14 protein-coding genes are annotated in these 12,093 nt (G+C 63.1%); 5 read left to right on the top strand and 9 right to left on the bottom strand.

What is annotated here, in order from left to right:
• Positions 1-288: 288 nt before the first annotated feature.
• The 4 genes from ACWGS9_RS25835 to ACWGS9_RS25820 form a co-directional block, all read right to left on the bottom strand.
• The gene (locus ACWGS9_RS25835; RefSeq protein WP_454507917.1) at positions 289-651 is read right to left on the bottom strand and encodes a helix-turn-helix domain-containing protein; all 363 of its coding nucleotides are present in this window, start codon (positions 649-651) and stop codon (positions 289-291) included.
• Positions 652-676: 25 nt separating this feature from the next.
• On the bottom strand, positions 677-1,201 hold the full coding sequence (locus ACWGS9_RS25830; RefSeq protein WP_454507916.1) for a Smr/MutS family protein: 525 nt from the start codon (positions 1,199-1,201) through the stop codon (positions 677-679).
• Complete coding sequence (gene mltA / locus ACWGS9_RS25825; protein WP_454507915.1) at positions 1,198-2,301, bottom strand: murein transglycosylase A; 1,104 nt, start codon at positions 2,299-2,301, stop codon at positions 1,198-1,200. Before mltA ends, ACWGS9_RS25830 begins: the two co-directional genes overlap by 4 nt.
• Before the next feature lie 134 nt (positions 2,302-2,435).
• Positions 2,436-3,143, bottom strand: a complete 708-nt coding sequence (locus ACWGS9_RS25820) for a Tim44/TimA family putative adaptor protein (RefSeq protein ID WP_454507914.1) — start codon at positions 3,141-3,143, stop codon at positions 2,436-2,438.
• 201 nt (positions 3,144-3,344) lie between these two features.
• On the opposite strand from ACWGS9_RS25820, the gene ACWGS9_RS25815 reads away from it, so the two are divergent.
• Together ACWGS9_RS25815 and secB are read left to right on the top strand one after the other, a co-directional pair.
• Positions 3,345-3,839, top strand: coding sequence for an FxsA family protein (locus ACWGS9_RS25815; RefSeq protein WP_454507913.1), 495 nt, complete (start codon positions 3,345-3,347; stop codon positions 3,837-3,839).
• 310 nt (positions 3,840-4,149) lie between these two features.
• Complete coding sequence (gene secB / locus ACWGS9_RS25810; protein ID WP_454507912.1) at positions 4,150-4,653, top strand: protein-export chaperone SecB; 504 nt, start codon at positions 4,150-4,152, stop codon at positions 4,651-4,653.
• A 137-nt stretch (positions 4,654-4,790) separates the two neighbouring features.
• Here secB and dnaQ read toward each other — a convergent pair whose 3' ends face one another.
• The 5 genes from dnaQ to ACWGS9_RS25785 all read right to left on the bottom strand — a co-directional run bounded on the left by dnaQ (position 4,791) and on the right by ACWGS9_RS25785 (position 8,678).
• On the bottom strand, positions 4,791-5,495 hold the full coding sequence (gene dnaQ / locus ACWGS9_RS25805; RefSeq protein ID WP_454507911.1) for a DNA polymerase III subunit epsilon: 705 nt from the start codon (positions 5,493-5,495) through the stop codon (positions 4,791-4,793).
• 79 nt (positions 5,496-5,574) lie between these two features.
• Complete coding sequence (gene coaE / locus ACWGS9_RS25800; RefSeq protein WP_454507910.1) at positions 5,575-6,177, bottom strand: dephospho-CoA kinase; 603 nt, start codon at positions 6,175-6,177, stop codon at positions 5,575-5,577.
• Between the two features lie 4 nt (positions 6,178-6,181).
• A complete protein-coding gene (locus tag ACWGS9_RS25795; protein ID WP_454507909.1) occupies positions 6,182-7,015 on the bottom strand; it encodes a shikimate dehydrogenase in 834 nt (277 codons plus the stop codon).
• Positions 7,008-7,607 carry a Maf-like protein gene (locus ACWGS9_RS25790; protein ID WP_454507908.1) on the bottom strand — a complete coding sequence of 200 codons (600 nt, stop codon included), beginning with the start codon at positions 7,605-7,607 and terminating at the stop codon, positions 7,008-7,010. The genes ACWGS9_RS25795 and ACWGS9_RS25790 overlap by 8 nt, the downstream gene beginning before the upstream one ends.
• A gap of 249 nt (positions 7,608-7,856) precedes the next feature.
• Complete coding sequence (locus tag ACWGS9_RS25785; RefSeq protein ID WP_454507907.1) at positions 7,857-8,678, bottom strand: pyruvate, water dikinase regulatory protein; 822 nt, start codon at positions 8,676-8,678, stop codon at positions 7,857-7,859.
• Positions 8,679-9,079: 401 nt separating this feature from the next.
• Here ACWGS9_RS25785 and hemE point away from each other — a divergent pair, with 401 nt between their 5' ends.
• The 3 genes from hemE to rho all read left to right on the top strand — a co-directional run bounded on the left by hemE (position 9,080) and on the right by rho (position 12,087).
• Positions 9,080-10,108, top strand: a complete 1,029-nt coding sequence (gene hemE / locus ACWGS9_RS25780; protein ID WP_454507906.1) for a uroporphyrinogen decarboxylase — start codon at positions 9,080-9,082, stop codon at positions 10,106-10,108.
• A complete protein-coding gene (hemJ, locus tag ACWGS9_RS25775; protein ID WP_454507905.1) occupies positions 10,105-10,641 on the top strand; it encodes a protoporphyrinogen oxidase HemJ in 537 nt (178 codons plus the stop codon). Before hemE ends, hemJ begins: the two co-directional genes overlap by 4 nt.
• Before the next feature lie 180 nt (positions 10,642-10,821).
• Complete coding sequence (gene rho, locus ACWGS9_RS25770) at positions 10,822-12,087, top strand: transcription termination factor Rho (protein ID WP_320215772.1); 1,266 nt, start codon at positions 10,822-10,824, stop codon at positions 12,085-12,087.
• Positions 12,088-12,093: the final 6 nt, after the last annotated feature.

Below are 12,093 nucleotides of genomic sequence, written 5' to 3'. Positions count from 1 at the left end.
CGGGACTGCCGGCTGTGATGGGCCGCAGTCCCGGCCGCCAAACTACCCGATCCTTCTCAAACAATCCCAGGGCGAAGCAAGGAGCGTAGCGACGCAGCGCAGACCCTGGGATCCATGCCGTGACCTTCGAGCGGCTCGACCATGCAGAATTCTGCGCCGTTGCACTCTTCGGCCCAAGGTCACGGAATGGATCCTCGGGCATGCGCGTCCGCTTCGCTCCCGCTCCGCCCGTGGATGACGAAGGCACAGGGCGGCTTCGGCTGGCCGCACCCGTTTCATCCGGGCAGACTATCCCCTCAGCGAGGCCCGGACCAACGCCGTGATTTTGCGCAGCTCCGCCTCGTCCAGCTTCGCGATGCTTTCGGCCAAAAGATTGGCCAATTCGGTCGCCGCCGGCGACAGGCCCGACGTGTCGATCCTGATCCTTGGGTGCGAGTTCTCGGCGAGGCGGGCGAGGTCCTCGGCATCGTCCCAGATGATGTTGAAATAACCGATGATCTTCTGGATCAGCGTCCAGGTCGGCGCGCCGCGGCGGCCGTGCTCGAGCGCCGACAGGTAGGCGGCGCTGACGCCGATGGCCTCAGCCATCGCCTTCTGGCTGACGCCGCGCTCGGCGCGCAGCGCCCGCAACTTCTCGCCGAACGGGGTCACTGGTGCCTCCTCACGGCTGGCCCGCTCAAGACCGTATCCGCCTCAACCGCACATAGAGCGCGCCCGAGCCGCCGTGGTTGCGGGCGGCGTGATCGTGGCTCGACACCAGATGCCGGAAGGCCGGCGTCGCCAGCCAGGCCGGAACGGCGCGGCGCAGGATGCCGTCGCCGCCGGAGGACGAACCCTTGCCGGTGATGATCAGCACATAGCGGATGCCGCCGGCATGCGCGCGGTGCAGGAAGGTGAGCAGGAGCGAATAGGCCTCGTCCTGAGTCATGCCGTGCAGGTCGACGCGGCCTTCGATCGGCAGCCGGCCTTTTTTCAGCTTGTGCAGCGTCTGATCGTCCAGCGCATGCGCGACATGCTGTGTCTTCGGCTTCGCCACGACGGCCGGAGCGCCATTGACAGGGCCCGGCGATGGCTCGGGCTTCGGCTCGATGACGTCGGGGATCTCGACGGTTTTCTTGCCTTTCAGGGGCCGGGCCGAACGCGCCACCAGGTTCCACAGAATGCGGTCGTCGTCGCTGAGATGGTCGTCGCGGCGGCTCACCGGCGCTCTCCATCGATCAACAGGCGCGGCACCAGCGCGTAGAAGTCGGCGGCGTTGCGGACCACGCCGGCGATCTCGCCGGCGGCATCGCCGGAGCCGGCGAAGAGATCGCCCCGGGCCGGGCCGGTGATGGCCGAGCCGGTGTCCTGCGCAATCATCAGCCGCCGGAACGGTTTTTCGTCGAAGGCGGCGAGTGTGGGCGCATCGATATAGAAAGGCGTGCCGAAGGTGTGCAGCAGGCGGTCGATCGCGACCGAGCGGCCAGGCGTCAGCGGCACCTTGGCGGCGGCGATCGGGCCGAGCAAGGCGTCGTCCACCGCCGCTTCGCGGAAGAAGATGTAAGAGCGGTTTTGCCACAGGATCGCGTCGACCCGGTCGGGATGCGCCTTGAACCAGGCACGGATCGACTGCATCGTCACCTTTTCCAGCGGGATTTCGCCGAGATCGCTCAAGATCTTGCCGGGGCCAGTGAAGCGTTGGCCCGACTTCGCCGCATAGGTGACGCGGCTGAGCCTGCCGTCGGTCATCTTCAGTCTGGCTGCGCCCTGCACATGGACGAAGAAGGCATCGACCTTTTCGACGAGCCAGGCGATTTCGAGATTTTTGCCGGCGAGCGCGCCGCGCTCGATGGCGCCGCGGTCGAAATATTCGACGGGAGCATCATCCGTCCGGCGGGCGAAGGCCAGATAGGGGTCCATTCCGGTGGGACGGTTGCCGTCGTCGATGTCGATCAGGTCGGCGGGGCGGGACAGAAGCGGCACGGTGAACCGCCCGGTCCTGACCGGCGAGGCCTCGACCTCCGGCTCGTAAAAGCCGGTGACGAGACCCGAGCCATTGCCAGCCTTCACCAGCATCGGAACGAAATGCCGTTCGAAGAAGGATCGCGCTTCCGACCGATTCGGCGCCGAAACGGCTCGCGCCTCGGCATAGGCTTCGGCAAAAGCATCGAAATCGACGCCGAGCGATCCGGTGCGATAAGCCTTTACCGGCGCATGGAAGGCGGAGCGGCGAAACGCGGCGAAGGCCGCGGCGTGGTCATCCCCGCTCCAGCCGGGCAGGTCATCAAAAGATTTTTCGCTGAATATGGGAGAGAGCGGCACGACCGAGCCCGCCGCCTAGAGCCGGATGATTTCAGGTCTGTTCGACTTGAAATCTGAATCCGCCTCTAATTCAAAGAGATGGAGCATGATGTCATCCGAAAACCGCTCCACACTTTTCGGCATCATGCTCTAGGTCAATCTTCTTCTTCAGTGGCAACGAGCTTCCAGTTCGGGTCGCGCGAACGCGTGTCGCGGGCGAAGGTCCAGACATCCTTGACCTCGGCCACCGTCTCCGGGTCGCCGTCGATGACGGCGCCGGCCTTGTCGCGGGTCGCCGAGATCAGCTCGGAGACGACGCGCAGCGTGATATGCGCTTCCGAGCCCTTCATTTCGGCGGCGACGATGTCGGCCTTGTCGATGCCGACGAAGGACGACTGGATCTTTTCCGATTTCGCCTCGCGTTCGCCGATCGCGGCGACGAAACCGTCATAGACTTCGCGCGACAGGAGATTCTTCAGCGCCTTACGGTCGCCATCGGCATAGGCCATGACGATCATCTCGTAGGCCATCTTGGCGCCGTCGACGAAGCCCTTCGGTTCGAAGGACGCGTCATTGTCCTTGATCGTGCGCAGGCCTTTGTTGAGATCGGTGTCGGGCTTGGCGAAGGCGTCGATATCGGCATAAGTCTCGGCCGCGGTTTCTCCCGGCATGCGCTTGCGCGGCAGCGACACCACATTCTCGGATTTCTGCGCCGCATCAGCCTCGCGCGTGCGGCTGGCCGAATAGGGATCGAAGGGCGGACGCTCGCTTCCGGTGCGACGTCCAAGCACGTTGCGCAGCTGGAAAAAGATCACAACCGCCGCAATCAAGAAGAAAATCGTGCCGAAGTCGAAGAAACCCATATTTTCCGCCAACTCGATCCCTGTCTTGCCGGACCGGCATAGCCTTACCGAGGCCGCGGTCGCATAGCGTTCAATACTCAAAGCATATAGAACGGCAGGCGCAATCATTCAAATCAAAGGCAGCCATACCTATCTAAAGGCGCCAAGGCCAGCGGCGATTGTCCGCGAGCGCCGCAAAAGAAGAAAGCGATCGGTCAAGACTTGCGCATTTCGTTCATCCCGCTGTTCCTGCTCCTGCTGCCGCTTCTGGAGATCGCCGGCTTCGTGGTTGTCGGCCGCGAAATCGGCGCTTTGGCGACGGTCGGGCTGGTCATCCTTTCCAGCGTCGCCGGCAGCCTGCTTCTGCGGCATCAGGGTTTTGGCGTCATGACGCGGGTGCGCACGGAAATGGATGCCGGGCGCGACCCCAGCCGCCAGCTCGCGCATGGCGCGATGATCGTTCTGGCGGCGATCCTGCTGATCATCCCGGGCTTCATCACCGACATCTTCGCCATTCTTCTCTTGTTGCCGCCGGTGCGCGACTTCGCCTGGCGGCTGCTCAAGAGCCGCATCGTCATGGCGACCAGCTTCCGCAGCGGCTTTTCGGCGCGACGGCGCGACGATGTCATCGATCTCGACGACAGCGACTATTCGCGCGACGACTATCCGAACCGGCCGGATCACAATTCGCCGTGGCGGCGGCTGAAAAACGATTAGTTCCCCGGCACAGGATTTTGACCGGTCGTTTGCAGGTGGAATGCCTTGGAGATTGGCCGAAACAGCCATCGCGACGAGGTTGGGAGGCTTTAGCCAATCCCGGCGTTTGCGCTGATTTCACGGAAAATGAGCGGTGAAAATCCGCCCCGCAGACACATGGCAGTCTTTCGAAATCCCTGTGTCGAGCAACTCGTCCTGCGCCTACTGCCCGATAAAGGCGCAAAACTTGTTTTGTCCGGCCGACCATGGTAGCGAACCCGCGATTTCAATCCGGTCAGCAATGCTGCCCAGGCAAAAGGACTAAAGGCTCATGGCCAGCAACGATGACGCCGCGACGGGCGCCGCCAACGGCAACGGCACGCAGAACCAGCCCTCGCTCAATGTGCTTGCCCAGTATGTGAAGGACCTGTCCTTCGAAAGCCCCGGCGCGCCGAATTCGCTGCGCGGCCGCGACAAGGCTCCCGGCATCGCCATCAATGTCAACGTCAACGCCAACCCGCTTTCGGACAAGCAGTTCGATGTCAATCTGACGTTGAACGCCAAGGCTTCGTTCGACCAGGAAGTGCTGTTCAACGTCGAGCTGGTCTATGGCGGGGTCTTCGCCATCAGCGGCTTCCCGCAGGAGCACATGCTGCCGATCCTGTTCATCGAATGCCCGCGGCTTCTGTTCCCGTTCGCGCGCCAGATCGTCGCCGACGCCACCCGCAATGGCGGCTTCCCGCCGCTGATGCTCGACCCGATCGATTTCGCGCAGATGTTCCAGCAGCGCATCGCCGAGGACCAGGCCGCGGCGAGCAAGGTCCAGGTGAGCTGAGAGGCCTTCCGCTTCGCATTCAAAGCCCGGCGCGAAGCCGGGCTTTTTATTGGACGTCTGAGATTCGCGAAAGACCTCCGCGCGGTCGTCGCGAGAGTTTCGGCTAATCTCGACAGGCTACGTTCGGGCGCTCTGGCTCAACCCACCGCCACCTTCAGCCACAGCGCCTTTTCGCCGAGCGTCGAGACCAGCCCGGCATGGGCCGCGCGGTCCGCTTCGCTCAACCGCGGCGGCAGGGCAATCGGCCTGGCGCCGACCGAAATGTCGATATCGGCCACCTCGCCGGCGCCGTTCATCCGCACCGACACGGCCTCGAGGACCAGCGCCGCCTGCTTGCCGCCGATGAGCTCGATATAGACCTCGGCCAGCAATTCGGAATCGAGCAACGCGCCATGCTTGGTGCGGCGGGTGTTGTCGATACCGTAGCGCCGGCAGAGCGCGTCCAGCGAGTTCGGGCCCATCGGATGCTTGCGGCGCGCGAGCGCCAGCGTGTCGATTATCCGGCCTGGATCGATGGCCGCCTGATCAAGGCGGCTGAATTCGAGGTTGAGGAAGCCGATGTCGAAGGCGGCATTGTGGGCGATCAGCCTGGCGCCGTCGGTGAAGGCCAGCCATTCCCCGGCGATCTCGGCAAAGGTCGGCTTGCCGACGAGGTCGGCGGCGCTGATGCCGTGCACGGCCTGCGCCTCGGCGTGGATCGCGCGGCCTTGCGGATTGATGAATTTGTGAAAGGTGCGGCCGGTCGGGAAGCGGTTGACCAGCTCGACGCCGCCGAGCTCGATGATGCGGTCGTCGCGCAAATCGAGGCCGGTGGTTTCGGTATCGAAGATGATCTCACGCATTCGAATCAGTTCGCCCTTGCATTGGCAGCATCGTGCCGCTTCGGCGAAAAATGGCAATGGCGGCTGCTGACAGCAAGGGTCAGGAGGAAGGCGTGCCCGGCTTATCCCCCAGTTCTGCAATGATCGCCTCGACCGCCTTTCGCGCGGCTTCAAAGCCCTGCCCGGTGTCGATGATGAAATCGGCCTGGCGGCGCTTTTCGGCGTCGGGCACCTGCTTGGCGAGGATCGCCGAAAACTTCTCCTCGCTCATGCCGGGTCTGGCGAGCACGCGGGCGCGCTGGATTTCGGGCGATGCGGTGACGACGACGACCTTGTCGACGCGGTGGCGGGCGCCGGTTTCGTACAGGAGCGGGATGTCGAGCACGGCAATCGGCGCGCCGGCAGCGCGATGCTTCGCCAGAAACGCATCGGCGTCGGCGCGCACCAGCGGATGCACGATCGCTTCCAGTTTCTTCAGCGCGGCGGGATCGGCGAGCACTTTTCCGGCGAGCTTCACGCGATCGACCACACCCGCCTGCGTCGTGCCCGGGAAAGCAGCCTCGACCAACGGCGCGGCCTTGCCGGAATAAAGGCGATGCACGGTCTCATCGGAATCATGCACCGGCACGCCCGCCGCGGCGAACATTCTGGCCGTGGCCGACTTGCCCATGCCGATCGATCCGGTGAGGCCGAGCACGATCATGCCGTCAATGACCCTCGATGTCGGCGACGATCATGCGCCGCAGTTCGGGCGTGACCTCCGGCTTCCTGCCGAACCAGCGCTCGAAGCCTGGCACCGCCTGATGCAGCAGCATGCCGAGCCCATCGACCGTCTTCAGGCCGCGCGTCTTGGCGGCGGCAAGCAAAGGCGTCTGCAACGGCACATAGACGATGTCGGTGACGATGGCATGGTCCGGCAATCCGGCCGGATCGGCGGAGAGCGTTGCATCGCCATGCATGCCGAGCGAGGTGGTGTTGATGAGCAGGCCGGCATCGGCAAGCAGCTCGCCGACGGCATCCGCGCCATGCGCGGAAACCCCGGCGCCGAAACGCCCGGCGAGTTCGAGCGCTCTCGGCAGCGTGCGGTTGACGATGCGGATATCCTTGACGCCGCGCTGCTTCAGCGCGTGGATGACGGCGCGGGAGGCGCCGCCGGCGCCCAGCACCACGGCCGGACCGTTCGCCGCCCAGCCCGGTGCATATTGCTCGAGATTGCCGGCGAAGCCGAGGCCGTCGGTGTTGCCGCCCCAAAGCACGCCATCGTCCAGCCAGAGCGTGTTGACCGCGCCGATCGCCTCTGCCGCCTCGTCGCGGCGGTCGACCAACGCGAAGGCCGCTTCCTTGTGCGGGATGGTGACATTGCCGCCCCGCAGACCGCTTTGCCCGAGCGACCCCAGGAACGCAGCAAGATCTTCCGGCCGAACGTCGATCGCCTGGTAGCTGCCGTCGATGCCGTATTTCGCCAGCCAGTGGCCGTGGATCTTCGGCGAGCGCGAATGCGCGATCGGATGCCCGGTGACAAAGGCCTTTTTCTCAGCCATCGATCGCTCCCAAAGCGCGCAGCTCCTGCAGCACCGGCAGAAGCGGCAGGCCGACGATGGTGAAATAGTCGCCCTCGATCTTCTCGAAGAGCTGGATGCCTTCGCCCTCGATCTGATAGCCGCCGACGCTGGACAGCGCCTTGGCGCCGACGCGCGCCAGGTGCCGGCCGATGAAGGCGGGATCGAGCTTGCGCATGGTCAGGCTGGCGACGCCGACATGGCGCCACAGCACCTCGCCGTTGCGGCAAAGCACGGCGGCGCTGTTGAGCTGATGAGTCTTACCCGACAACGTCAGGAGATGACGCCGCGCGCCTTCCATGTCGGCGGGCTTGTGAAAAATCTCGTCGCCCAGCGACAGCGTCTGATCGCAGCCGAGCACCAACGCGCCGGGCTTGCGCTCGCTGACCTCGGTCGCCTTGGCCTCGGCCAGGATCGACGCGACATCCTCCGGCGAAACGCCGCTATCCTTCAGCGGAGCCTCAAGCGCCCGCTCGTCTGCTTCGGCCGGCACCGCCTCGATGTCGAGGCCGGCATTGACGAGCATCGCCTTGCGGTACGGACTGCCCGAAGCGAGGATGATTTTTTCCGGCATGCTGGTTCACCCAACGGTTGCAATCCGTCCAGCACCCCTCATCCGTCTCGGCGCTATCGCGCCGATCCACCTTCTCCCACAAGGGGAGAAGGAAAGTCCTGCGCTGACGCCCGCTGCAAATTGCCACCTGGTGGTATTTGCGGGACGCCGGCGCCACGTTCTTCCTTCTCCCATTGTGGGAGAAGGTGGCCGAGCGAAGCTCGGTCGGATGAGGGGTGTTGGACGGAGCGTCCACTTATATCGCTTGCCCTAGCGCGTCTTTCCTCGCAGGGCAACGATCGCGGCCGCCGTTTCCTCGATGGACCGACGGCTGACATCGATCATCGGCCAGCCATGCCTTGTGCAGAGCTGGCGCGCATAGGCGAGCTCCTCGTTGATCGCGGCGCGATCGACATAGTCGGTCGACACGAAGGCGGCGCTGTTGCCGAGGATGCGGTTTTGCCGGACATGCGAGATGCGCTCGGCCGTGGCGATGAGGCCAACGACCAGCGGCGTCTTGGCCTCGAGCAGGCTTTCGGGCAGCGGCACGCCGAGCACGATCGGGATGTTGGCGGTCTTGATGCCGCGATTGGCGAGATAGATGCTGGTCGGCGTCTTGGAGGTGCGCGAGATGCCGATCAGCACGATGTCGGCATCGTCCATATTGGCCGGCAGCTGGCCGTCATCATGCTCCATGGTGAAGTTCAACGCATCGATGCGGCGGAAATATTCGGCATCGAGTACATGCTGGGCACCGACGCGGCGGCCGGCGGGCGTGCCGAGATAGGATTGGAAGACGGTCAGCACAGGCTCCAGCACCGAGACGCAAGGCAGGCCCATGGTGGCGCAGCGCTCGTCGATCGAGCGCGCGAGCTTCTGGTCGACCACGGTATAGAGAATGATGCCGGGCTCCTCCTCGATGTCCTCGAAGACCTTGGCGACCTGCTTTTCGGTGCGGATCAGCGGATAGATGTGCTCGATGGCGCGCGCATCCTTGTATTGGGCCGACGCGGCGCGGCCAGCCGCCAGCAGCGTTTCGCCGGTGGCGTCGGAGATCAAGTGCAGATGGAAGAAGCTCTGAGGTTTGTTCACAGGGGATGGGTCCAGGCTGTGGGCAATTGTGGACAAGGCCGGATGGGAAGGCCTTGGGTAAAAAAGCGACTGTATCAGATGGCTGCTTGTCCACAATTCGCCTCGCTGTAGGCTTTGTCGCGGCGTTGGGGACAAAACCGGGGATCAACTTTTCTTGGCCGATTTCATCCACAGCACGACGCTCGGAACGGAAGGCCCAAGCTTTTGACTCGAAAGCCTGAATCCGCTTCGTCCCCAAACCCCTCCAAATTGCGAAAGCGACCGCGCGACAATATGCTGACTGGCCTTTTCAAGCCGCAGGGTGGACAGGTCGCAACCATCACAACCAACAGACTCTTAGAATCAGAAGACTCTTTTAAAATAGATATTTGATTTAAAGGACTGGAGAGGGCGAGGGCTGGATGGCTGGGAAACGGATCGTGCTGGACGTCCTCAAGGGCGAGACGGTCTCACCGCCGCCGCTCTGGATGATGCGACAGGCAGGTCGCTATCTTCCCGAGTATCGCGAGACAAGGAAGCGGGCGGGATCCTTCCTGGATCTCTGCTACGATCCGGATCTTGCCGCCGAAGTGACGCTGCAGCCGATCGAACGCTTCGGCTTCGATGCCTCTATCTTGTTCTCCGACATTCTGGTCGTGCCCAATGCCTTGGGGCGGGATGTTCGTTTCGAAGAGGGCCGCGGACCGATCCTGAAGCCGATCACGGCGGCCGAGATTGCGGCGCTGAACGGCGATTTGTTTCACGTGAATCTCGAACCGGTCTACGAGACCGTTCGCCGGTTGCGCGCCAAATTGCCGGGTGAAACGACGCTGATAGGCTTTTGCGGCGCGCCCTGGACGGTGGCGACCTATATGATTGCGGGCCACGGCACGCCGGACCAAGGGCCGGCGCGACTTTTCGCCTATCGCGCGCCCGAGGCGCTCGCAAAGCTTTTGAAGGTACTGGCCGTTCATTCGGCGGCCTATCTCATCCGCCAGATCGAAGCCGGCGCCGACGTGGTGCAGATCTTCGATTCATGGTCGGGCGTGTTGGACGAACCCTCCTTCGAGGCTTTCTGCGTCGAGCCGGTGGCCGAGATCGTCCGGCAGGTTAAGGCGGTTTATCCCGATGTGCCGGTGATCGGTTTTCCGAAGGGCGCCGGCGAGCGTTATCGCGACTATAGGGCAAAGACCGGCATCACCGGTCTCGGGCTCGACTGGACCGTGCCGCTGTCGATGGCAAGGGAGTTGCAACGCGAAGGGGCAGTGCAAGGCAATCTCGATCCGCTGCGCCTGGTTGCCGGCGGCAAGGCGCTGGCCGATGGCGTCGATTCTATTCTGAGGACTTTGGGTGGCGGGCCGCTGATCTTCAATCTCGGCCACGGCATCACGCCGGAAACACCGGTGGCGCATGTCGAGGCGATGGTGAAGATGGTGAGGAGCCACCGATGAGCAATGCAGGCAATGACAACAGCACCGGCCAGGCGATGAAGCGCATGGTGATCGGCATTGTCGTTCTCGTCGTGCTCACCGCGCTGCTTTATTTGGCGGTGCCCGGCAGTTTGTATACGTGGGCCAAGGCGATCCATGTCATTGCCGTGATCGCCTGGATGGCCGGCATGCTCTATCTGCCGCGGCTTTTCGTCTATCACGTCGACGCCGAGAAGGGCTCGGTGCAGTCCGAGACCTTCAAGGTGATGGAGCGCCGGCTGCTGCGGGGCATCATCAATCCGGCGATGATCGTGACCTGGGTGTTCGGGCTTTGGCTGGCCTGGAAAGGCTTTGGATTCCAGGGCGGCTGGCTGCACACCAAGATCGCGCTGGTGCTCGTCTTGTCGGGGCTGCACGGCTACCTCGCCGGCGCGGTCAGGAAATTCGCCGAGGACAAGAACGAAAAACCGGCGAAGCACTGGCGGATCGTCAATGAGATCCCCACATTGCTGATGATCGTCATCGTCATCCTGGTCATCGTGAAGCCGTTCTGAGGCTTCCCCGGATCCAGTCCCGATCCCAGCAAAAGGCGGCTTGCTCTTTCGGTCGAGCGACGATACAAGACGGGTCTTCCTTCCCGTCATGCGCCGCCCTTTTCACTCGCTTTCGGCCGCGCCCGGCATTTGTCGCATCCAGCCGATTTTCCTCTCCAAAGCCTACCCAGAGTCTATCTAATGCAAGAAATGAAACTCGCAGAGTTCAAGAACAAGAAGCCGCCAGAGCTGATCGCTTATGCCGAATCGCTCGAGGTGGAGAACGCCAGCGTCATGCGCAAGCAGGAGCTGATGTTCGCGATCCTGAAGAAGCTCGCCGCTCAGGATGTCGAGATCATCGGCGAAGGCGTGGTCGAGGTGCTGCAGGACGGTTTCGGCTTCCTGCGCTCGGCCAATGCCAACTACCTGCCAGGTCCCGACGACATCTATATTTCGCCGTCGCAGATCAGGCGCTTTTCGCTGAAGACCGGCGATACGGTCGAAGGCCCGATCCGCAGCCCGAAAGAGGGCGAGCGCTATTTCGCACTGCTCAAGGTCAACACCATCAATTTCGACGATCCGGAAAAGATCCGGCACAAGATCCATTTCGACAATCTGACGCCGCTTTATCCGACCAAGCGGCTGAAGATGGAGGTCGACAATCCGACCAGCAAGGACATCTCACCGCGCGTGATCGACCTGGTGGCGCCGATCGGCAAGGGGCAGCGCGCGTTGATCAACGCGCAGCCGCGTACCGGCAAGACGGTTCTCATGCAGAACATCGCTCACTCGATCACCGCCAACCATCCCGAATGCTATCTGATCGTACTTCTGATCGACGAACGGCCGGAGGAAGTGACCGACATGCAGCGCTCGGTGAAGGGTGAGGTGATCTCCTCGACCTTCGACGAGCCGGCAGCCCGTCACGTACAGGTCGCTGAAATGGTGATCGAGAAGGCCAAGCGCCTGGTCGAGCATGGCCGCGACGTGGTCATCCTTCTGGATTCGATCACCCGCCTCGGCCGCGCCTACAACACCGTCGTGCCGTCATCGGGCAAGGTGCTGACCGGCGGTGTCGACGCCAATGCGCTGCAGCGCCCGAAGCGCTTCTTCGGCGCCGCCCGCAACATCGAGGAAGGCGGTTCGCTCACCATCATCGCCACCGCGCTGATCGATACCGGCAGCCGCATGGACGAAGTCATCTTCGAAGAGTTCAAGGGCACCGGCAACTGCGAAATCCAGCTGGACCGCAAGGTGGCCGACAAGCGCATCTATCCTGCCATGGACATCCTCAAGTCCGGCACCCGCAAGGAAGACCTGCTGGTGCCGCGCGCCGACCTGCAGAAGATCTTCGTGCTGCGCCGTATCCTGGCGCCGATGGGCACTACCGATGCGATCGAGTTCCTCATCGACAAGCTCAAGCAGACCAAGACCAACGCGGACTTCTTCGATTCGATGAATACGTGATTGGCT

The sequence above is a fragment of the Mesorhizobium sp. Arg314 genome, assembly GCF_053714275.1.
The sequence above is the reverse complement of the archived record's forward strand: the minus strand, read 5'-3'. Positions and strand labels throughout refer to the sequence as shown.